Genomic DNA, 22,130 nt, shown 5'->3' with positions numbered 1-22,130 from the left:
AGCTCCGCCTTCCCGGCGGGGTTTTTGTTTTCAGCGCATTCAGGCGGCTTCGACCGGAAGAACGATGCGGGCCTCAAAACCGTCCTGCCGGCCCGGCGCCGGAGAGGAAAGCACCAGCTCTCCGCCGGTCTGCTCCACCAGGCTTTTGACGATGGCAAGGCCGAGCCCGGTGCCATCAGCCGAGGTCTGGCCTCGGGTAAAACGCGTCGTCAGCTTGGGTAGGAGCGCCCCGTCGATTGCCGGGCCGGAATTCACGACGCGGATCGTGCCGTCTGTTTCGGCGACGACCTGCACGGGGCTTTCCGGCGGGCTGTGGATCAGCGCGTTTTCGAGGAGGTTGCGGATGATGATGCCGAAGGCATCCGCGCCTATCTTGCAGGATAGGCCGCCTTCACAGCGATTGGTGAAGCGGATGCGGGATGAGCCGATTGCCGTTCTCATCATATCGTCGATGACGAGTTCGAGAACGGGAATGAGATCGTTCGCCTTGTCGGTAACCCCGATCCTTGCTTCCGCCCGCGACATCTGAAGCAGTTTTTCGGCGAGATGGCCGAGATGCTGCAGGGATTTTTCGATATTTTCCACGCGCGGCGCCAGTTCCGGCGGGATGTCGGCATGGAGCCGCTGCGCCTGCGCCAAGGCACCGGCAATCGGCGTGCGCAATTCATGGGCGCTGTTGGCGGTGAATTCCCGTTCCGCCTCGATTGCCGATCGCAACCGCCCGAGCAGCAGATTGACCGAACGGGCGATGGGATGAAGTTCGGCCGGAAAGGGCTGTGTTGGCAGCGGTGCGAGATTGCCTCCATCCTTCTTGCCGATGTCGTCGCGCAGGGTCTGTATCGGTCGCAATGTCCTGCGCACCACGACGATGACGGCGAAAATGCTGGCGGGAATGAGGATGAGAACGGGAAGCAGCAGCGCGGTGCCCGCCTCTTCGATCGCCTCGCGGCGATTGGCGAAGGCATCGGCGACCTGCAGGAAATAATTGCCGTCCGGTGTCGCAACCGTAAAGATGCGCTGGGTCGCGGTTTCGGAAAAACCGGGTTCGAGCGAGACCTCGAAAGGCTCCGTCGAACTGTCATGCGAATGCAGCACCACCTGTCCTTCCCGGTCGCGAACCTGATAGGTCAGATACTCCGCCCGTTCCGACGTCTGGTTGAGCTTTTGCGCGGCAGGCGCGGTATTGTTTTCCCTGAGGTCGTCCACCAGCAGGGGCAGCAGCCTTTCGGCGGTTTCCTTAACACCGGCGTCGAAAATCTCGGCGAATTCGTCCTGCATCACCATGACGCCCAATCCGCAGGCGAGAAGCCAGGATATGGCGACAACGCTCGTCAGCGCTGTGACGAGTTTGCGGGTCATGCTGGTCGGTCTGGCCATATCTGCCTGCCTGCCGTTCTTACCTGATGGTGTAGCCGACGCCGCGCACGGTCTCGACGCGGTCATGGCCGATTTTCTTGCGCAGCCGGCTGATATAGACCTCGACCGTGTTGCTTTCTATTTCCGCGCCGAATTCGTAAAGCGTGTCGTGCAATTGCGCTTTCGAGACGACCGCGCCGGGATGTTCGACGAGTTTTTCGAGCACGGCCCATTCCCGGGCGCTCAGCGTCTGCGCCGTTCCGTCAACGGTGATATTGCGCGCCACCTGGTTGATCTCGATGCCGGGCAGGCGGATGACGGGGGCCGAGCGCCCTTCGTAACGGCGCGAGACCGCCAGCATGCGCGCTGAAAGCTCGTTGAGATCGAAGGGCTTGACCAGATAGTCGTCGGCCCCGGCATTCAGCCCGGCAATCCGGTCGGAGACCTGATCATGGGCCGTCAGAATGATGACAGGTGTCGCGTCGTCGCGCCTGCGCAGGGTTTGCAGAAGGGTGATGCCTTCGCCATCCGGCAGGCGCATGTCGAGCAGGATCAGGCCATAACCCATGGTCAGCGTCGCCGCCATGGCGTCACCCAGCGTCTTGAACCAGTCGACAGCGTGACCCGCCGCGGCGACATGGTCTCGCAGCGCTTCCCCCAGCACATGATCGTCTTCAACAAGCAGAACCCGCAAGACAGCTCCCTCTATCGCTTCGTCCTGCGTATCTCTTTCTCCGGATAAGCGTCAAGCACGGTGTTTCAGCTGTTCTGGCGCTTGGTGCAGCCGCCGAATACATCGAGCGAGGGATCGTAGACCGAAGTGGAGACGTTCATCATTCCAAGGATGCTGTGGAAATAATTGTCGTGCGAGCGCCCGCCCTCTGCCGCGCTTTTTGCCAGGCAGGCTTTATCCAGCCCCATGGATCTGGCGAAATCGTCATCGAACCAGACGAGAAACGGCACATGGGTCTGCTGGTCGGGCGCAAGCAGATAGGGCGCACCATGCAGGTAGACGCCGTTTTCGCCAAGCGATTCGCCGTGGTCGGACGCATAGATCATGCCCGTCGCCAGCCTGTCGGAACGGGCCTTCAGCTTGTCGATCACGGTCGAAAGGAAGTGGTCGGTATAAAGAAGCGTGTTGTCGTAGGAGTTGACAATCTCCGCATCGGAGCAGTTGCCAAGCTCGGCCGTGCGGCAATCCGGGGTGAATTTGCGGAACTCGTCGGTGTAGCGCAGATAATAGGTCGGCCCATGGCTGCCCATCTGGTGCAGCACGATGACGCTGTCCTTGGTGACGTTGTTGAGCCAGGCGTCGAGCTTGTCGAAGAAGATGTCGTCGCGGCATTCCCCGCCAGTGCAGAAGCGGCTGTCATTGGTCGAGGGCAGATCGAAATAAGGGATGCGGTCGGCCACGTTCTTGCTGCCGGTATTGTTATCCAGCCATGTCGCGCTGACCCCGGCATGGACGAGAACATCCATGACGTTTTCATTGGCGAGCGCCTTGTTGTGACTATATTGCGAACGCGGGAACTTCGAGAACATGCAGGGAATGGAAATTGCCGTCGCAGTGCCGCAACTGGTCGTGTTCGGAAAATAGATCACGCCGCGTTTTGCGAGTTCGGGATTGGTATCGCGCCCATAACCGTTCAGGGAAAAGTTCGCGGCCCGCGCCGTCTCACCCGCCACGATGACGGTGATGCGGGGTTTGCGGACGCCGCCCAATGAAGGCAGAATTTTCGCATCCCTGCCGACCGGGCTGACCTGAATATCGACTTCCTTGCCGGCCAGCGTGAAATAATGAATGGCCGACATGATCGGCGACAGGGGATTGACGCTTTTGACGATATCCTTGTGCTGGCGCACGGCCGTGGTGAAGGTCTTGGAATTGGCGAAGCTGATGATGCCGGCGATGGAAAGACAGATCAGGATGCTGATCGTGTTCCACAAAAGCTTGTCGAGGATCTGCCGGTGTCTGATGCGGACGGCGATGATGACGAGGGACGGCACCAGTCCGTAAATCGCCATATGCCAGAGAAAGCCGGGCGTGATGAGATTGCCTGCCTCCGCCTGTGTCGTCTCCATGGCGTTGCGGATCATGTCGCTGTCGATGACGATGCCGTAACGATCCATGAACCAGGAAGCGGCCGCCGCGGCGAAGATCAGGAAGATCACAAACGGCTTGATGACATATTTGGCGGAAAAAATGATGATGAGCGCGCCGAGAAGGGCGGCCATGGCAACGTAAAGCGCGACGATGGCAACCGGATAGGCGGAAAGATAGGTGTGAACCTTCGACCAGAATGTCCGGTTCGTGAAAAACAGCAGATAGGCCGCCGTCAGCAGGCTGAGCGGCACGCTGCCGATCTCCGGACGATACGTTATTGTTCCCGTCGCTTTCGCGGTAAAAAGAGCCACTGCCATATCCACCAGATTTCCGATAGGCCGGCGGCAACGAAAAAGGGGCGGGAACGCCGCTGTCCAAGCTGCCGCATGGGCCGATCAATGGCGGATGCTTCATTTTGCTGACATCAACCTGAAAGCTTGTCATGAAAGTGTCACACTCCTTGGTGGGTGTCTGGCGGGGGCCGCGTTTCAGATCGATGATCGGCTGGCGATGGAGCGCTCAATTGAGCCCCAGAATGCCTGTGGCGGTGGTGCGGGTTGCAAATATGCGGGTGGCCCTGACCGGCAGCAGGCTGCCTGCGGGCAGGTTCTGGAAGGTCACCGTCGCGCCGGAAAGCAGGGTCAGGCAGAGATGACCACCATTGCCCACATAGATGGCCCGCGTGGGGGAAGGAAGCGGGTTCGTATCATCAGGAACAACCTCGAAAGCATGGGATGCCGGGGATTCGAGGCCTGCGGCGTGGTGTTCGTAAGTCTCAGCCATTGCTGTCTCCCGTAAATCGAAATCTGCCGCGATTATGCGGTGCGCCGCGGCCGCGGGGAAAAGCGGGAACAGAAAATATCTGGACGGGATTTAGGCCTTGCTTCCGGTTTGCCGAAAAGAGCGCCATTCTTTCCGTAATCTCATGTGGTTGCGTCGCCCGGCCTGTTGCCGCCGATGCCGCGTAAACGGACGATGACGGTTTTTTCGTCCACGGGTACTGTCGCGTCAATTGCGGGTATGGAGAATGAAGGCCCTGACCGCGGGAGAGGCTTCCGTTTTCCGGTGGGCGATGGCGAGGTCCGAAGTCGTGGCGCTCGCTGCAAGCGGCACGTAGCGCACGCCCGGCAACCGCAGACAATCGAGCGAGCGCGGCACCAGCGCCACACCGAGGCCGATCGCCACCATGCTGGTAATGGTGGTGTAATCCCGGCCTTCCGGGCTGATCGTCGGCTGGAACCCGGCCTCATTGCAGGCTTCTATCGTATTGTAATGAAAGCCGACATCCGGCGGCTGCCGCGGCGTGATGAAGGTCTCGTCGGCAAGATTCTTGAGATCGAGCTGCAGCGCAAAGGCCAGCGGATGGTTTTCAGGAAGTGCGGCCACCAGCGGTTCGCGCAGAACCACATGGGTTGTGACGCCTTCCGGAACGGGCGCAGGCGGGCGGATGAAGGCGAAATCCAGGTTGCCGTCGGCGATCTTGGCGAGCTGCAGCCGCATTTCCATCTCGATGAGCTGCAATTCCACGTCGGGATGGGAGGCGCGGAAACTGGCGATGGACTGGATCATCAGGCCGGAATAGGCGGCCGAAGCAACATAACCGATGGAGATGCGGCCCGTCTCGCCGCGATCGACGCGTTTGAGCGCCGCAAGCGTCGCCTCGGCATTGGCGAGAATTTTGCGGGCATCCTCATAAAGAAGCTGGCCGGGTGTGGTGAGCTTCACCGATCGCCGTGTCCGGTCAAGCAACGGCATGCCGACGATCTGCTCGAGCGCCATGATCTGTTGGCTCAAACCCGGCTGGGCAATGCCGAGGCGGGCGGCGGCGCGCTCGAAATTGCGCTCATCCACCAGCGTGGTGAAATAGCGCAGGTGCCGCAGCTCGAACGCGTCCGCCCGGTTTGCCGGTTTCCTGCCCATCATCACTGCCTTTCCTGACGGATTTGAATAATTCCAAGCTATTATCCGTAAGAATTTTCATAATCAGTAGTTCTGAAAAAATCCAGTTTCACTTATTGGATCACAATCCGCTCCTTGCGTAATAAGATGACTTAAATTCTCCAGAAAAATAACCGTCTCATGGCGGCGCGGTTGATGAAGGGTCTTGGCGTGCAGGGAAAATCTAAACACATTTCCATTCTGGCGGGCGGTTGCGCTGCCATCGCCTATGTGGCGTTCGTGACCTCCGGCGTTGCCCTTGCGCAGGAAGCCGGAACGACGGTGCTGCAGACCATCACCGTGGACGGCGCGAAAAATCAGGACCCCAAGGCGCCGGTGAAGGGCTATGTGGCAAAAACCAGCGCTAGCGCCACCAAGACGGGGCGATCCCTGATCGAGACGCCGCAATCGGTTTCCGTCATCACCAGGGATCAGATGGATGCGCAGAATGTCCGTAATCTCAGCGAGGCGCTGAATTATGTGCCTGGCGTCGTCGCGCAGCCGTTTGGGGCGGATCCACGTTTCGATGCGCCGCGCATTCGCGGCTTTCAGGGTAACCAGCTGCAGTTTCTCAACAGTCTGCGGCTGATGCGCACGGCCGGTGCGCCGTCTTATGAGGTCTACGGTCTGGAGCGGGTGGAAGTCATTCGCGGGCCGGCCTCGGTGCTTTACGGTCAGGGTAATCCCGGCGGTCTCATCAATCTCATCAGCAAGCGGCCGACCTTCGAGCGTTTCGGCGAAGTCGGAGCGCAGATCGGCAGCTTCGATTATTACCAATCGATGTTCGATATTGGTGGGCCGGTCGCGGATAGCGACAGTTTTGCCTATCGCCTGACGGGTGTGGCCCGCAACGCCCATCTTCAGACGGACAATCTGCAGAATGACCGTTATTTCATCGCCCCGGCGCTGACATGGCAGCCCGACGAGGATACGAAACTGACGGTTCTCGCCTCCTATCAGCACGACAATCCGAGTTCACCGTCTGGCCTGCCGCCGGCGCTGACCTATCTGAGACCAGGCAATATGCTGGACCGCAGCTTTTATGTCGGCGATCCCTCTTTCGATACCTCAAGCCGCAAGTTCACCAATATCGGCTATGAATTCGAGCACCGTTTCGACGAGACCTTCACCTTCCGGCAAAATGCGCGTTATTCCAATTTCGACTGGTCCTACCGGGCGCTTGGCATGTCTTCGACCAGCGGCGGCATGATCGGCAATCTCATCCGCCGCAATGCGACGTTCCAGGATGAATTGCTGAACACCTTCAACATCGACAACAGCCTGCAGGCGGAGTTCTCCACGGGACCAGTCGACCACACCCTGCTTGTCGGGCTGGATTACCGCTATTTCGACAATAACGTCAAAACCGAATTCTGGGCCGCGACGCCGCTCAATCCCGTCAATCCTGTTTATGGCGGGCCGATCAGCCTCACCTCGCGCACGCTTTATGCCGATGTGAAGACGGATATTTCCCAGATCGGTCTTTATGCGCAGGACGAGATGGCCTTTGAGAACTGGCGGGTCACCGCCGGTCTGCGGCAGGATTGGGCAAGCACCGGCGGCAAGACGTTCAACGGAACGACCTACCGCACTCTCGACAAGGACGACCATAAGCTGACGGGCCGTGTCGGGGTCAGCTATCTCTTCGATGGCGGCATCGCGCCGTATGTCAGCTACGCGACCTCCTTCGAGCCCGTGCCGCAGCCGGCTGTCGGTGATGCGCCGAAACCGACCACGGGCGAACAATGGGAAGTGGGCATCAAATATCAGCCCGAGGGCTTTGACGGTTTCTTTTCCGCGGCGATCTACGATCTGAAACAGAAGAACGTCACGACGACGGTGGGCGGGGTGACGCAGCAGATGGACGAGGCGCATGTGAGAGGCCTCGAACTGGAAGGCGTCGCAAGCCTTGCAGATGGGCTCGACCTGCGGGCGGCCTATACCTACATGGACAGCGAGGTCTCCGGCCGTGTGAACAACGGCAAGGAACTGGATAGTACGCCCCGGCACGCCGCCAGCCTCTGGCTCGACTACACCTTCCCGGAAGATACGGCGCTTGAAGGTTTCGGCATCGGCGGCGGTGTCCGTTATGTCGGAAAACGTTATGGCGATGCGGCCAATGCCTTCGAGATGAAGGGCCTCGCCCTGCTTGATCTCGGCGTGCATTACGAGAAGAACGGCTACCGCGCCTCGCTTCTGGTGCAAAACTTGACTGATAAAGAATATATTTCTAGTTGCTCCACTTTCGGATGCTATTACGGTGACGGCAGAACCGTTATGGGCAAGCTGACCTACCGTTGGTAACGCCATATCAAAGTGAAGCAGCAGGGGCATGACGCGTAAGGATCGATGGATTTCCTCCCTCTGGGGGCGGCGGGAATTTTTAAGCCTGCTCGCCGCCTCGGCTCTTGCGGGCAAGGCGCGGGCAGCGGTGACGCCGCGCATCGCCGCCATCGACTGGGCCATGCTGGAAACATCTGTGGCGCTCGGCGTCATGCCGGTGGCGGCGACCGAACTCATCCAGTTCCGGGCCGGCGCGGTCGAGCCTGATATCCCTGAAACCGTCGCCGATCTCGGCCTGCGCGGCGCTCCGAATTTCGAGCTTCTGCAGCTCACCCGGCCGGAGCTCATTCTGATTTCGCCTTTCTACACACGTTATACCGGCAGGCTGGAAGCGATCGCCCCCGTCTTTTCACTGCCCTTTTACGTGAAGGGTGAGCCGCCTTTCGAAAAGGCGCTGGCGGCGGTCACCGCGCTTGGTGAAAAGCTCGGGCGGGCCGAAGAGGCGCGCAAGGTTCTGGGTGAAACGGAAGCGGCACTGCAAGCCATGCGGACCCGTCTTGCCGGGTTTTCCGCACGGCCGACCTATGTCATCAACATAGGCGACGCCCGGCATTTTCGTGCCTTTGGTGCGGATAGCATGTTCGGGGATGTTCTTGGCCGTCTGGGGCTGACCAATGCCTGGGTGGATCGGTCGCAATTCACCTTCGCGGCCCCGGTGCCGCTTGAAAACCTCGCCGCCTCATCCGATGCGCGCATCGTCATCGTCTCCGATATTCCGGTGGAGGCGCGGGAAACTCTGCGCAACAGCGCCATCTGGCGCGCGCTGCCTGCCGTGCGCGAAAATCGGGTGGTGACGCTTGCCAATGTCGGCCCCTATGGCGGCATCACCGCCGGCATGCGTTTCGCGAGGCTTCTGACCGAGGCGCTCTCGGCACGGGGAGAAGCTCTGTGACGGTGCGGCCTCTCCCGCTTTTCTTCGGGCTTTTGTTCATTCTGGCCTGCGGTCTTTCCCTGCATGCCGGGCTGCTGCGGCTGCCTTTCGGTGCGTGGCCCGGCCTGCCTTTTGATGCCGCCGCCATGTCGATGGATCAGGTCATCCTCGCTTTCAGCCTGATGCCGCGTGTGGCGGTCGCCATTCTGGCGGGCGCGATGCTGGGTCTCTCGGGCGCGCTTTTTCAGCAATTGCTGCGCAACCCGATCGCTGATCCCTCGACGCTCGGCATCTCGGCTGGCGCGCAACTGGCCATCGTCATCGCCACGCTGTTCTTTCCCTCGGTGCTGGATGGCAACCGCGCTTTGGTGGCGCTTGCCGGCGCTGCCGCTGCCGCCGGTATTGTCTTCCTGCTTGGCTGGCGACGCTCCTTCGAACCGGTAACCATGGTGGTGGCAGGGCTCCTGGTCGGCATCACCGCCGCATCCGTTTCCGCGGCGCTGACGCTCGCGCAGGGCGAATATCTGATGTCGCTCGTGGTCTGGAATGGCGGCTCGCTCAGTCAGCAGGATTGGTCGAACGCCCTGTCTCTCACCTTTCAGCTTCTCGTGGGGCTTGTCCTGACGGGCCTGCTGGTTAGGCCGCTGACGGTTCTCGGTCTCGGCGATTCCGGCGCGCGATCGCTCGGCGTATCGCTGTTTTCGATCAGGCTCGCCGTCGCCGCCGTCGCCGTCATGCTGGCCGCCTTCGTCGCTTCGGCGGTTGGCCTCGTCAGCTTCATCGGCCTTGCGGCACCCGCGCTCACCCGGGCGCTTGGCGTGCGGCGCTCCTCTTCGGTGCTCTTCGTTTCCCCGCTTCTGGGCGGCTTGCTGCTCTGGTTCTGCGACGGTATCGTGCAACTTCTGGCAAACAAGACGGCGGAAGTTTTTCCGACCGGCGCGGTGACGGCCCTGATCGGCGGCCCGCTGCTTCTGTGGCTGCTGCCGAAAATCCGGCCGACCGACGTGCATCGCGGCGAAGGCGTCGATCTCGCGACAAGACGCGGGTTTACGGCCCTGCTGCCGATGCTCATCGTCATGGCCGCGCTGATCTTTGCAGCACTCGCCATCGGCAGGGGGCCTCAGGGCTGGACGATGCTGGGGGCGGGTGACCTGCAAAGCCTTCTGCCTTTCCGCTGGCCCCGGCTGATGGCGGCCATCGCCGCCGGCGGTCTTCTCGCCATGGCGGGTGCTCTTTTGCAGCGGCTCACCGGCAATCCGATGGCAAGCCCGGAGGTCATCGGCGTCAGCGGCGGCGCAGGCCTCGGTTTTGCCGCCGCCATCACGATTTTTCCGGCGGCCGGTCTGTTCGAGCTGTTTTGCGGCGCCGGCATTGGCTCGGCGGGCGTCATGATCCTCGTCCTGTTCTTTTCCGTGCGCCGGCATCTGGCGCCAGAAAAAATCCTGCTCGCCGGCATTGCTATCAGTTCGCTCTGCTCGGCGGTGCTTTCGGCGCTGCTTGCGATTGGTGACCAGCGGGCATGGCAGATTCTCGCCTGGCTCAGCGGCTCTGGTTCGAGCGCGACACCGGCTTCGGCAATCTTTCTTGCCATTCTTTCCATCGTGCTTCTGGCGACTGCCCTGTCGGTGACGCGCTGGTTGACGATCCTGCCGCTTGGCCGGGATGTGCCGCTCTCGCTCGGGCTGCCGCTCGGCCTGGCGCGTATCGCCGTCATCGCGGTGGCCGGCATCGCCACGGGGGCCGCCTCGCTGCTCGTCGGTCCCTTGAGCTTCGTCGGGCTGATGGCGCCGCATATTGCGCTTCGCGCCGGCTTCACCACGCCGCGCGATCACCTGTTGGCTTCCTTCCTGTTCGGTGCGGTGCTGATGGCGCTTTCCGATCTCGGGGCGCGAACGGTGACCTTTCCCTATGAACTGCCGCTCGGGCTTTTTGCGGCTCTGGCCGGCGCGCCCTATCTGATCTGGCTTTCAGGCAGGCGCCAATGATTTATTTGAACATTTACGGAGATGAGAACCATGGGTGAGGCAGCACTTGCCGTCGATTACGACGATATCCCGCTTTTTTCTCTTGATGGCGTCACGATGGAAGTGCCGGGCAGGACATTGCTGCACCCGCTGACGGCAAGTTTTGCGACCGGCAAGACCATCGGTCTGATCGGTCATAACGGTTCGGGAAAATCGACGCTGCTCAAGATTCTCGCACGCATTCAGGAACCGACGGCGGGCAAGGTCTCGTTCGAGGGAAAATCACTCGGCGCCTGGGGCAATCGCGAATTTGCGCGAAAGCTCGCCTATCTGCCGCAATATACGCCGGCTGCTTCCGGCATGCTGGCCAAGGAGCTGGTGGCGCTCGGCCGTTATCCCTGGCACGGGGCGCTCGGGCAATTTAGCAAGGCGGATCAGGAGAAGGTGGACGAGGCGATCGAGCTTACCGATACCGTCGCCTTCCGCGACCGGCTGGTCGATACGCTTTCCGGCGGCGAGCGCCAGCGCGTGTGGCTTGCCATGCTGGTGGCCCAGAACGCTGAAAGCCTGCTTCTCGATGAACCCATCTCCGCACTCGACATGGCGCACCAGATCGAAGTGCTTTCGCTGGTTCAGAGACTGTCGCGCGAAAAGGGTCTTGGCGTCATCGTGGTGCTGCATGACGTCAACATGGCAGCACGCTTCTGCGATGAGATCGTTGCGCTTCATTCCGGCCAGCTTATCGCACGGGGAACGCCGCAGGAGATCATGACGCCGGAGACGTTGCAGCGCATCTATGGCGTTCGCATGGATGTCATGACCCATGCCGCCACCGGCTTTCCCGTCGCTCTGCCGCTTTGAGTTGTTGCAGCAAAACAACGGCCGGCAACGCTGGCTGTTGATGGCGATTCCGCACGCATTTCCCGCCCTAACAATGTCTTAATGGCATCCTACCGCCATCAGACACTGTTAACCGTTCCGCTTTCATCGCCTCCAATTAAGTTGTTTTGGATCGATTTCAGGGAACAAACGTTAACAGTGCGGAATTCAATATCCGGAGAGGGCAAGAAGGGCTGCTGCGGGTAGGAATAAAACAGGAGAAAATCAGATGAAAAAGGCTGTTGCCGTAACTTTTGCCGCATTGACGATGGGCCTTGGCGGAACCGCATCCGCCCTCGCTGCCGACCTTGCAAGATATGAGCCGGCTCCGCAGGAGCAGGACGATCGCAACGGCGTCAAGATCGGTTACCTCACCTGCGATATCGGCGGCGGCGTCGGTTACGTTCTCGGCTCGGCCAAGGAACTGGATTGCACTTTCCAGTCCACCATGGGCGCCCGTCGCACCGACCATTACTCCGGCGCCATCCGCAAGATGGGTGTCGACCTCGGTTTCACCACGCAGGGCCGTCTGGTCTGGGCCGTTTTCGCCCCGACCGCCGGTTACCACCGCGGTTCGCTGGGTGGCCTTTATCAGGGCGCTACGGCTGAAGTCACCGTCGGTCTCGGCGTCGGCACCAACGTTCTCGTTGGCGGCACTTCCGGCTCCATCCAGCTGCAGACGGTCAGCGTGACCGGCCAGGTTGGTCTCAACCTCGCTGCCACCGGTACGTCCGTGACGCTGACGGCCACGAACTGATCGGCGAAATGCCCGGTGTTTTGACCGGGCATTCTGTCGCATGTCAAAAAACGCCCTCTTCGTTGTCAGACGGAGAGGGCGTTGTATTATCCGGACCATGATTTTCATGTCCCAACAAGCTGCAGCGGCGACCGCGTTCTTCCTCCTGTTTGCGTCGAGCGCCTTTGCCGAGGGCGATGCGGCCCATGGCGAGAAGGTCTTCAGCCGCTGCTCCACCTGCCACAGCGTTGACACGCCGCGCACCCGCATGGGGCCGCATCTGATGGGCGTGGTGGGCAGGCCGATGGCTTCCGTGGCTGATTACGGCCATTATTCGCAGGCGCTGAAGGATGCCGGTGCGGCTGACCGGGTATGGTCTGAGGAGGAACTGCAAAAATTCCTTTCCAGCCCGAAGAAGGCTATCCCGGGAAATGCGATGCGCTTTTTCGGCCTCTGGAGCGAAACGGATATAGCCGATCTGATCGCCTATCTGAAAACCCATCCCATGCCGCAATAGGTGTCAGAGCGGTGCTTCGGCGATAATCTCCTCGGCCTCCTCCGCCGTCATCGCCATCACTCTTGCGCCGATTTCAAAACTGAAGCCGTTGCGGGCGAAGGCGGAGAATTCCTTGGCCTTACGTTTTTCATCCAGCTCGACCCGGCGAAAAGGCCCGAAGGCGCGCTTGCGTGCAAAGATGACGGCGGCGACCAGATCATTGGTTTCCTGCAGCGCGACTGCAGCCGTTTCCCGGGCGACGCCCTTGATCTGAAGTTTTTGCGCAAGCCCGCGTTTCGACTTGCCGCTGCGCTGGCCGCTCCGCACGGCAATTTCCGCATAGGCGGTGTCGTCGAGCGCCTTGATGCCATAAGCAAAAGTGACGGCAAATTCGCCGAGCGCCTTCACCTGCGCCGGGGTGATATCCTCGAATTTTTCCCGCGCCTTGCGCATGATGGCGTCGCGCAGCTGCTTTTCCGTCATCATGCGCTGTTCCAGCCGGTAGAGAGCGGAATTGCGCGCCCAGGACTGCATGCGGCTGGTGGGCTCAACGGCCGGCGTTTCACCATCCAGGGCCATATCGTCGGTCAGGAAAGGGCTGGAATCATCGTTCATTCCGCTTTTATAGCGCGGTGAAGCCGTCTTGCCAGTTCCCTCCCGGCCCGTGTCCTCCGGTTTTTCACCACCTCAAGGCGTTTGCGCGCCGGTTGCGGCGACATAGACGGAGTAGAGCGATTTTGTTGCGGTGATGAAGAGGCGGTTCTTTTTCGGGCCGCCGAAGGTGAGGTTCGCGACTGTCTGCGGCACCTTGATCTTGCCGATGAGCGTACCATCAGGCGCAAAGCAGTGGACGCCATCACCGGCGCTGGTCCAGAGGTTTCCAGCCGTATCCAGACGGAAACCGTCCGGCAGGCCGCTGTCGAGATTGCAGAATTCCCGGCCATTGGCGAGCTTCACGCCATCCACCACGTCGAAAACGCGGATATGGCGCGGGCGGGAGACATCATGGCTGTAGGAGCTGTCGGCAACATAGAGCTTCGTTTCATCAGGTGAAAACGCGAGACCGTTCGGTTGCACGAAGTCGTCAATGGCGATGTCGATCTTTCCGGTTGCGGGATCGAGCCGGTAGACATTGCGCGTCTTCTGTTCTGGCTCTGCCTTGTATCCCTCATAGTCGGAAAGAATGCCGTAGGTGGGGTCGGTGAACCAGACACTGCCATCGGATTTGACCACCACGTCATTGGGGGAGTTTAGCCGCTTGCCGCCGTAGCTGTCGGCGAGAACGGTGATCGAGCCGTCGACTTCGGTGCGGGTGACGCGACGGCCGCCATGTTCGCAGGAGACAAGTCGCCCCTGCCGGTCGCGTGTGTTGCCATTGGTGAAGTTGGAAGGCTGGCGGAACACCGAGATCCCGCCATCCGGCACCCAGCGCAACATACGCTCATTGGGAATATCGCTGAACAGCAGGCAGTTCAGATCGGCAACCCACACCGGTCCTTCGGCCCAGCGGCAGCCGGAATAAAGCTCTTCCAGTTCCGCATTGCCGACGATCAGATGGCGGAAGCGGTCATCGTGGATTTCGTAAGGGGAGGTCTTGTCTGTGGTCATGAGCGTCGTCCGCTTGAGGGCTTGTCGTTCGGGGTTCAGCGCGTGGCCTTGGGGCCGCTTGCCAGAAGGATGACTGATATGATGATGAGGCCGGTGAGGATAAGGCGGATACCCGCGCCGAAACCATAGGTATTCAGCATCGATACCACCAGGAACATGAAGAGCGAAGCGCCCCAGATGCCGGGAACATTGGAATCGCCGCCCGCCACCGCCGTGCCGCCGATGACAACGACGGCGATGGACATCAGCAGGTATTCCGATCCCATGTTGAGCGCCGCACCGCCGGAGAAGCTGGCGAGCAGATAACCGGCAATCGCCGCCAGCACCGCGCAGAGCACATAGGTGATGAAACGTGTTCCATCCACCGGAATGCCTGTCATGCGGGCGGCGAAGGTGCTCTGGCCGATCGCGGAAATCCAGCGTCCGTAAAATGTGCGGTCGAGCAGCAGCCAGGCGATGACCGAGAGCAGCAGCGCGACGAGCGCCACGTTCGGAATGCCGAAAGAGCTCGACGTGGCGAATGTGGCCAGTGTCTCCGGCGGTTTGATGCGCAGGCCGCGGTTCGACCAGATGGCGATGGACTGCACGATGAAGCTCATGGAGAGTGTCGCGATGATTGGCGGGATGCGCAGGAGCTTGATCAGCGTGTAATTGCCGATGCCGATAGCGATGCCGATCAGAATGGCGATCAGCAATCCCGGCAGGATGAGACCATCGGACACATCCATGAATTTCAGCGCCAGCGTGCCTGATAGCGTCATCGTTGCGGGAACGCAGAGGTCGATATTGCCCGGCCCGAGCGTGATGACGAACATCTGGCCGATACCGACGATCACGGAAAAGGCCGCGAATGTCAGCGCTGCGTGCGACAGGCCGAAGGAGCTGGCGCCGCCGGTGAACATGACGGTCACGATCCACACCGCAGCCGTTGCGGCGAACGACCAGACCCATGGTTTTTTCGAGAAGGACGAAAGCCCGTTCATTGGTTTTTCTCCCGCTTTTCGAGACGGTTGAGCAGGATGCGCAGCGCAAGCACGATGATGAGGATCGCCCCTTGCGCGCCGATCTGCCAATCCGGGGAAATTCGCATGAAGGACAGGAAAGAGCCGGCGAGCGTCAGCGTCAGCGCGCCGATGACGGCGCCAATAGGCGAAACCCGGCCGCCGACGAATTCGCCTCCGCCCAGAATAACGCCTGCAATCGACAGCAGCGTGTAGCGAAGCGCGATATTGGCATCAGCCGATGTCGTCAGCCCGACAAGTGCGATACCAGACAGCACCGCGAAGAAACCGGCCAGCGCAAAGGTGGCGGCGCGGATGCCGACGACCGACCAGCCGGAGCGTTCGACCGAGCGGAAATTGCCGCCGACGCCGCGCATCAGCACGCCGAAGGAGGAGCGCATGACGATGTAATGGGCGACGACCGCAATCACGATGCTGGCGACAATGGCAATCGGCACGAGCGGCGGTTTTGCCGTCATCAGTGCGCGGATGAAGGCGGGTGCCTGGCCGCCGGGCGAGGGCAAAATGAGAACGGCAAGGCCGCCCCAGACGAAACTCATGCCAAGCGTGACGACAATGGATGGCAGGGCTCGGATATGGACGATGGCGCCAAGCAATGCATAAACCGCAATCGCACCGGCAAAAATCGCAATGCCGAGCAATGGCGTGGTTTGCAGGAAGGTGGCGGTGACGCAGGCGCAGAAACTGACGAAGGTGCCCATCGACAGATCGAGATCGTTGACGGACATGATCAGCATCTGCGCAATGGTGGCAAGCGCAATCGGTACCGCCAGATTGAACAGCAGGTTGAGGCCGTTATAGCTCATGGCGCGCGGCTGCATGTAGAATACGGCGGCGAGCAGGAAGGCGAGCGAGGCGGCGGGAATGATGAGGCGAAGGGCGCTGGCGGAGAGTTTCATGCGTGGTCTTCTCCGGAAAAGGAGGCGGCCAGCACATTCTGCTCGGTGATGTCCTCGCCCGAGAGTTCCGCCTGAATGGCGCCGTCACGGAAAACATAGACGCGGTCACAAAGACGGATTTCGTCCATTTCGGTCGAGTACCAGATGAAGGTGCGGCCGTGGGAGGCTTCGGTTCTCAAGATATCGTAGACTTCCTGTTTGGTGCCGATATCGACGCCACGCATCGGGTCGTCCATCAAAACGGTGCTGGCTGTAGTGGCGAGGGCGCGGGCGAACAGAACCTTCTGCTGGTTGCCGCCGGACAGCGAAAGAATTTTGTTGCCCATGTCGGGCGTGCGGATTTCGATGCGCTTTTTCCATTGCGCGCCGAGTTCGGTTTCCTTGCCCCTGTCCACCATGCCCGCGGATGAAATATCCCTGAGCGAAGCGATGGAAAGGTTCTTCAGGATGCTCCACAGCGGGAAGGTCCCGTTCAGGCTGCGGTCCCCCGCCACGAAGGCGATATCGGTCTTGCGCGCGGGCAGCCAGCTGCTGTTACGGGCAAGGTAAAGTTCGAGAAGCGCTTCGGTCTGGCCATGGCCGCCGAGACCGGCGAGGCCGATGATCTCGCCGCGAAATGCCTCGAAGGCAAGGCCTTCACCCCGACGCGGCGGCATGGAAAGTACTTTTTCGCCCGCCTTGCGGTTTTCGCTTTTTTGCCTGTCCTGTTCCTTGACGACGCTGCCCATGGCTTCCACCAGCGTGCGTGTCGTGAATTCGCCCGCCGGCCGATTGGCGACCACACGGCCGTCCTTCATCACCACGATGCGGGTGGCCGTCGAAAGAATTTCGCCGAGAATATGCGAGATCAGCAGAACGGAGCCGCCGGTGCGCACGAAACGGCGGACATAATCCATCAATTGCTCGGCAAGACCGGCATCGAGCGAGGACGTCGGCTCATCGAGAATGACAAGTCTCGGTGCATCAGGGGTTCGGCAGAAATTGATGGCGATTTCCACCATCTGCCGCTCGGCGATGGAAAGTTCGGCAATCGTCAGCTCGCAATCAATGCCGTGGCCGGGAAAAATCTCGTCCAGCGTCTGCCGGATCATGATGAGCGCGCGCCCGCGCCAGTTCCGCCCGCTGATTGCGGCATGCATGATGCGGACATTTTCGCTGATTGTGAGGTTGGGGCAGAGCGACAATTCCTGAAACACGCAGCGCACGCCGCTGGCGCGGGCGACCGCGATGCCGTGGCGACCTTGCTCGCCGCGATAGGAAATGGAACCCTCATGCGGCGTCAGCCCGCCATTGATGACGTTGACGATGGTGGATTTGCCCGCGCCATTGTGGCCCACGAGCCCGAGGCATTCTCCCGTGCGGATGACGAGATCGGCCCCATCAAGCGCCCTTACCGCGCCGAACACGACCTTCACGCCGCGCGCGGCGACGACTTCTTCCGCCTCGATGATGTCATTCATGAGCAATTACGCCAGTGATCTGAAAATCGGATAATATCGGTGGCTATTGCGGTGCCCGTTCCGGGAGCGCCGCAATATTCAGGCTCTAAGCCGATCCGGCCTATTTGGCCGATGCGATGGCCTTCTGCGCGTCTTCCTGCGAATATTCGACATTCGCGACGCCGCCTTTCTGGGTCGTCTTGAGATTTTCCTCAAGGTTGCCCTGGTCGATGCGCAGGAAAGGCACGGTCAGGTCCTTCTTCACGTCCTTGCCGTCGAGGATCTGCTGCGCCACCCAGAAAGCGAGTGTCGAGACGCCGGGAGCGATGGAGACGGACATGGTCTCGTAGCCGCTTGCGTCCTTCTGCTGTTTCCACCATTGCAGTTCGTCTTCACGGTTGCCCATCACAATGGTGGGTGTCGGGCGCTTGGCGGCGGCGAAAGCCTGTGCCGCGCCGTAACCATCGCCGCCCTGCGTCACGACGGCCGCGACTTCGGGAAGGCTCGGCAGAATGCCGGCGACGGCGCGCTGCGCGACGTCCTGCGCCCAGTCGCCATTGACGGAGCCGACGATCTTGAACTGCGGATTCTTTGCGACGGCGTCGACGATGCCGGCATGGATTTCGTCATCGACCGAAACGCCGGCCAGACCGCGGATTTCGAGTAGGTTGCCGCCCTTCGGCATGGCCTTGGCGAGATAGTCGATCTGGCTTGCGCCCATCGCCTTGAAATCAACAGCGATGCGCCAGGCGCAGGGCTCGGTGACGATGCCGTCGAAGGACACGACGGTGATGCCGGCGTCACAGGCTTCCTTCACCGCGCCGTTGAGGGCGGTGGGTGAGGCGGCATTGATGACGATCGCGTCATAACCCTGAAGAATGAGGTTCTGAATCTGCGCCGCCTGTTCGGTTGCCTGGTTTTCGGCGGTCGTGAAGGCGTCTGCGGCGGCAACCTGTTTGTCGGCAACCGCCTGTTTGGTGATCTTGTCCCAGCTGGTCAGCATCGCCTGACGCCAGGAATTGCCAGCGTAATTGTTTGAAAGCGCGATTTTTTTGGCCGACGTGTCGGCATGAGCGGTGATCGGCAGAGCTGCGCATGCGACAGCGGCCGATGCCAAAAGCATCTTCCTGAAAGCCATTTGATTTCCTCCCTCGTGGCTTGCCCTTTTCGAGCCCGGAATCCTTGCGCGCCGCAAATCTCCTCGGCGGCAGGCGGAATTCCTTTGCACTGGAGCTCCTTTCCCCAGTAGAAGCGAGAATGACCAAGAAGATTTGGCTTGTATAGGCGGATCGCGGCAATCTTCCTGCGGGTTTCCGCAAAAAGCTTGCGGGAACCCGCAGGACGAAACGCCACTGCCGGGCGCAGAATGAATGATGCGGCACCCAATGGGTTCAAACTTCGCCGCAGAGGTCGAAGGCAGACGCTTGGGAGGGCGTCCGCACATGCTGGATACGCCGAAAAGCGCTCTTTTTCACCATTATATGGGCATTTCGCGGCTGCTTGCTGGGCAGCTGGAATTTAATGCCATCATCCAGGCGGTCGCCACAGAGATCAGCCATATCATCCCGCATGACCATATGGATGTCTGTATCAAGCAGCTGGATGACAAATATCATATCGCCTATGAGAGCGGTCTCGTCAGCGCCTGGAGCCGGCAGCCGCCCGCCCTTCTCACCGGCAGCCCGATCCGTTCGCTGCTGTCAGGCGAGGTCGAGCACCTGTTAAGCGGTGACGCCTGCTCCGATCCTCGCTTCCACTTCGAAGGGGCGTTTTCCAGCCCGATCATCGAACTTAATCTGCATAGCCGTCTGCATGTGCCGATGAAGGTGCATGGCGACATCATTGGCGCGCTCAGTTGCTCGTCGCACCAGTCGAACGCCTATACGATGGAGGATGTGACGAATGCCCGCGCGGTTGCGGATCTGCTGGCGCCCTATTTCTACGCCATCCGTGCCGCCGAGCAGGCCAAACGCTCGGCCATTGAAGAGGCGCGCGCCAATGCCCGCGAGGAGGGTTTGAGGCTGGGCGCCTTGCAATTGACCGAGGCTCTGGAGGCCGAGCGGCAGCGTATCGGCATGGACCTGCATGACCAGACGCTGGCGGACCTGACCCGGCTGGCGCGGCGCATCGAACGCATGAGCCATACCCCGGACGTTTCGGGCGAAATGCTCGAGCCGGTGGTGCGCAGCCTGCAGCATTGCATGCAGGATCTGCGTGAAATCATCGAGGAGGCGAAACCCTCCATCCTGCAATTGTTCGGCGTTGTCGAGGCCATCGAGACCTATGTAGACCGCTCCGTGCGCGACAGCGGGTCGGCAATCGACTGGTCGGTGAGCGATGAGACGGAAGGGCTGGTGGAAAGGCTCGACAAGACGGTGGCGATATCGCTGTTCCGCATCGTACAGGAGGCAGTGAACAATGCCATTCGCCATGCCCAGCCGGAAACCATTGCCGTAACGCTTGTCGCCATCGATGGAGGCTTGCGGGTGACGGTGAGTGATGACGGCAGCGGCGGCGGCGAAGGCGGGGCGTCCGGCGGCCTCGGCATCGGCAACATGAAGACGCGGGCGCGGCTGATTTCAGCCAGGTTCGATATTGGCGGCAACGGCAAGGGGGCGGGAACCCGCATCACAGTGACCTTGCCGGCGGATGCTTTCGACCGGCGGGAGGATTTATGACATGGACGTGCTGATCGTTGAGGACGATGCGCTGCACCGCGCCTATCTGAACGAGGCGGTGAGAGCCGCCCTGCCGGAATGCGACAATGTGCTGGAGGCGGCCAACGGCAGAACCGGCGAAAAGCTCGCGCGGGAAAATCGCGCCGCCCATATCGTCATGGATTTGCAGATGAACGAGCGCAACGGCATCGAGGCGGCGCGCACCATCTGGAAGGAAAGGCCGGATACCCGCATCCTGTTCTGGTCCAACTATTCCGACGAGGCCTATGTGCGTGGTGTCTCCCGCATCGTGCCTGAGGGTGCTGCTTATGGTTACGTGCTGAAATCGGCCTCCGATGACCGCCTGCGACTGGCCTTGCGCAGCATCTTCATCGAGGCGCAATGCGTGATCGACCGGGAAGTGCGCGGGTTGCAGGAAAAGAGCCTCGGCAAGGCGCATGGCTTTACCGATTCCGAATATGAAATCCTTGTCGATGTCGCGCTTGGCCTCACCGACAAGGCGATTGCGCGCCGCCGTAATCTGTCACTGCGCAGCGTGCAGAACCGCCTGCAAAACCTGTATGAGAAACTGAACGTGCATCAGGCAGCCGGCGATGACGAGGCGGAAGGGCGATATAATCTTCGAACCCGCGCCGTCACCGTCGCTTTTCTGCGCAAGCTTTTGAATTACAGCGCGCTGGAAAGGGCCGAGCGCGAACTGGCGGAATGGGCGGGGAGCCGCTGACCCCTCAGGGCAGGAAGGCCAGCAGCCGTCTTTCATCCGCCCTGAGGCCGGAGACGGGCTTTGCCCCGACCTTCAAGATGCGGCCGAGTTTTTTCTGGGCTTTTTCCTCAGCCGCTATGTCGAGAACGGCGGGATGCACATAGCTCTTGCGGCAGATGGCGGGCGTATTGGAAAGCTCGACTGCCGCCGCCTGGCACATGCCTTTTATGCTCGGTTTTTCACCTGATGCCACATGCTCCATTGCGTTGCAGAAGGCCGCGAGCGTTCCACCCCAGGTGCGGAAGGTCTTGGCGGAAATGCCGGTGCCGCCGATGCGCGAGAGGTAGGCATTGAGATCGCTGGAATCGACCGAATGCACCCGGTTTTCGCTATCCTGCCAGACGAAGAGTTCCTTGCCGGGCAGATCGGCGATCTCCTCGAGGATTTTCTGCAGGCGCGGGTGGCGCAATTGCCGTCTTACCTTTTGCCCGCCCTTGGCGGCGAAGCGCAGTTCAATTGTTTCGCCGAAGGAAACGTGGCGCTTGAGCAATGTCGTTGCGCCATAGGTGCCGTTGGTTTCGAGATAGGAGCGATTGCCGACGCGCAGATAGGCGGCATCGAGCAGCAACGTGAGCGCGGCAAGCGTCATCTCCTGCCCGTGATCCTGTTTTTCGATATCGGCGATGGCACGGCGGCGGATGGCGGGCAGCGCCTTGCCGAAGCTTTTGAGTTGGAAGAACTTCGTTTCGCCCCTGAGCGCGTGCCAGTCGGGGTGATAGCGATACTGTTTTCGCCCGCGTGCATCAAAGCCGGTTGCCTGCAGATGCCCTGATGGGTCGATGCAGATCCAGACGTCCTTATAGGCGGGCGGCACACCGAGCGATTTGATGCGTTTCAGTTCGACGCTGTCGGAGAGAAGCTCGCCGCCCGGCAGGCGGTAACAGAAACCGCGCCCGCGTTTTTCGCGGGAAATACCCGGCTCCTGATCGTTGACATAGGCAAGTCCGATTTTGGCAAGAAGGCGGGTGGGCGGTTGTGGCATTGTTTTTTCCGGCAGGTTTCACGCTGCGGCAAACGAAAAACAGGCCGCCTTC

20 protein-coding genes are annotated in these 22,130 nt (G+C 60.7%); 8 read left to right on the top strand and 12 right to left on the bottom strand.

Going from position 1 to position 22,130, the window contains the following annotated elements; translation table 11 throughout:
* Positions 1-39 precede the first annotated feature (39 nt).
* From AC5I5B_RS25385 to AC5I5B_RS25365, 5 genes are all read right to left on the bottom strand, one after another.
* Positions 40-1,377: a sensor histidine kinase gene (locus AC5I5B_RS25385; protein WP_112295870.1), complete on the bottom strand. Its 1,338-nt coding sequence runs from the start codon at positions 1,375-1,377 to the stop codon at positions 40-42.
* Positions 1,378-1,396: 19 nt separating this feature from the next.
* Positions 1,397-2,050 carry a response regulator gene (locus AC5I5B_RS25380; protein WP_020809211.1) on the bottom strand — a complete coding sequence of 218 codons (654 nt, stop codon included), beginning with the start codon at positions 2,048-2,050 and terminating at the stop codon, positions 1,397-1,399.
* A 65-nt stretch (positions 2,051-2,115) separates the two neighbouring features.
* Entirely contained in the window at positions 2,116-3,783 is a 1,668-nt protein-coding gene (locus AC5I5B_RS25375) for a phosphoethanolamine transferase (RefSeq protein ID WP_495752909.1), read from the bottom strand.
* 196 nt (positions 3,784-3,979) lie between these two features.
* Positions 3,980-4,243 carry a spike base protein, RCAP_Rcc01079 family gene (locus AC5I5B_RS25370; protein WP_003508451.1) on the bottom strand — a complete coding sequence of 88 codons (264 nt, stop codon included), beginning with the start codon at positions 4,241-4,243 and terminating at the stop codon, positions 3,980-3,982.
* Positions 4,244-4,468: 225 nt separating this feature from the next.
* Entirely contained in the window at positions 4,469-5,383 is a 915-nt protein-coding gene (locus AC5I5B_RS25365) for a LysR family transcriptional regulator (RefSeq protein WP_003508453.1), read from the bottom strand.
* Between the two features lie 156 nt (positions 5,384-5,539).
* Between AC5I5B_RS25365 and AC5I5B_RS25360 the strand changes: the two genes are divergently transcribed.
* The 6 genes from AC5I5B_RS25360 to AC5I5B_RS25335 all read left to right on the top strand — a co-directional run bounded on the left by AC5I5B_RS25360 (position 5,540) and on the right by AC5I5B_RS25335 (position 12,708).
* Positions 5,540-7,702 carry a TonB-dependent siderophore receptor gene (locus AC5I5B_RS25360; RefSeq protein WP_162695575.1) on the top strand — a complete coding sequence of 721 codons (2,163 nt, stop codon included), beginning with the start codon at positions 5,540-5,542 and terminating at the stop codon, positions 7,700-7,702.
* A gap of 28 nt (positions 7,703-7,730) precedes the next feature.
* Positions 7,731-8,633 carry an iron-siderophore ABC transporter substrate-binding protein gene (locus AC5I5B_RS25355; RefSeq protein WP_162687294.1) on the top strand — a complete coding sequence of 301 codons (903 nt, stop codon included), beginning with the start codon at positions 7,731-7,733 and terminating at the stop codon, positions 8,631-8,633.
* Positions 8,630-10,597, top strand: a complete 1,968-nt coding sequence (gene fhuB / locus AC5I5B_RS25350; protein WP_080864624.1) for a Fe(3+)-hydroxamate ABC transporter permease FhuB — start codon at positions 8,630-8,632, stop codon at positions 10,595-10,597. The genes AC5I5B_RS25355 and fhuB overlap by 4 nt, the downstream gene beginning before the upstream one ends.
* A 30-nt stretch (positions 10,598-10,627) precedes the next feature.
* Positions 10,628-11,437, top strand: coding sequence for an ATP-binding cassette domain-containing protein (locus AC5I5B_RS25345; RefSeq protein ID WP_060723788.1), 810 nt, complete (start codon positions 10,628-10,630; stop codon positions 11,435-11,437).
* A 247-nt stretch (positions 11,438-11,684) separates the two neighbouring features.
* A complete protein-coding gene (locus AC5I5B_RS25340) occupies positions 11,685-12,212 on the top strand; it encodes a DUF992 domain-containing protein (RefSeq protein WP_003508463.1) in 528 nt (175 codons plus the stop codon).
* A 97-nt stretch (positions 12,213-12,309) separates the two neighbouring features.
* On the top strand, positions 12,310-12,708 hold the full coding sequence (locus tag AC5I5B_RS25335) for a c-type cytochrome (protein ID WP_111792929.1): 399 nt from the start codon (positions 12,310-12,312) through the stop codon (positions 12,706-12,708).
* A 3-nt stretch (positions 12,709-12,711) separates the two neighbouring features.
* On the opposite strand, the gene recX is transcribed toward AC5I5B_RS25335, so the two are convergent.
* The 6 genes from recX to AC5I5B_RS25305 form a co-directional block, all read right to left on the bottom strand.
* On the bottom strand, positions 12,712-13,302 hold the full coding sequence (gene recX, locus AC5I5B_RS25330) for a recombination regulator RecX (RefSeq protein WP_111784232.1): 591 nt from the start codon (positions 13,300-13,302) through the stop codon (positions 12,712-12,714).
* A gap of 72 nt (positions 13,303-13,374) precedes the next feature.
* Positions 13,375-14,295 (bottom strand): SMP-30/gluconolactonase/LRE family protein, encoded by a 921-nt coding sequence (locus tag AC5I5B_RS25325; RefSeq protein ID WP_003508469.1) that lies wholly within the window; start codon positions 14,293-14,295, stop codon positions 13,375-13,377.
* Between the two features lie 35 nt (positions 14,296-14,330).
* Positions 14,331-15,278, bottom strand: coding sequence for an ABC transporter permease (locus AC5I5B_RS25320; protein WP_111834830.1), 948 nt, complete (start codon positions 15,276-15,278; stop codon positions 14,331-14,333).
* Entirely contained in the window at positions 15,275-16,216 is a 942-nt protein-coding gene (locus AC5I5B_RS25315; protein ID WP_111834831.1) for an ABC transporter permease, read from the bottom strand. The genes AC5I5B_RS25320 and AC5I5B_RS25315 overlap by 4 nt, the downstream gene beginning before the upstream one ends.
* Positions 16,213-17,676: a sugar ABC transporter ATP-binding protein gene (locus AC5I5B_RS25310; RefSeq protein WP_111834832.1), complete on the bottom strand. Its 1,464-nt coding sequence runs from the start codon at positions 17,674-17,676 to the stop codon at positions 16,213-16,215. The genes AC5I5B_RS25315 and AC5I5B_RS25310 overlap by 4 nt, the downstream gene beginning before the upstream one ends.
* Before the next feature lie 100 nt (positions 17,677-17,776).
* Complete coding sequence (locus AC5I5B_RS25305; RefSeq protein WP_003508476.1) at positions 17,777-18,793, bottom strand: ABC transporter substrate-binding protein; 1,017 nt, start codon at positions 18,791-18,793, stop codon at positions 17,777-17,779.
* Between the two features lie 304 nt (positions 18,794-19,097).
* Here AC5I5B_RS25305 and AC5I5B_RS25300 point away from each other — a divergent pair, with 304 nt between their 5' ends.
* Positions 19,098-20,333: a GAF domain-containing sensor histidine kinase gene (locus tag AC5I5B_RS25300; RefSeq protein ID WP_111834844.1), complete on the top strand. Its 1,236-nt coding sequence runs from the start codon at positions 19,098-19,100 to the stop codon at positions 20,331-20,333.
* 1 nt (position 20,334) lies between these two features.
* On the top strand, positions 20,335-21,057 hold the full coding sequence (locus AC5I5B_RS25295; protein ID WP_087746354.1) for a response regulator transcription factor: 723 nt from the start codon (positions 20,335-20,337) through the stop codon (positions 21,055-21,057).
* A 4-nt stretch (positions 21,058-21,061) separates the two neighbouring features.
* On the opposite strand, the gene AC5I5B_RS25290 is transcribed toward AC5I5B_RS25295, so the two are convergent.
* A complete protein-coding gene (locus tag AC5I5B_RS25290; protein WP_003508482.1) occupies positions 21,062-22,078 on the bottom strand; it encodes a DNA topoisomerase IB in 1,017 nt (338 codons plus the stop codon).
* Positions 22,079-22,130: the final 52 nt, after the last annotated feature.

Source organism: Agrobacterium sp. (assembly GCF_059499945.1).
This window is presented reverse-complemented; position numbering and strand designations above follow the sequence as displayed.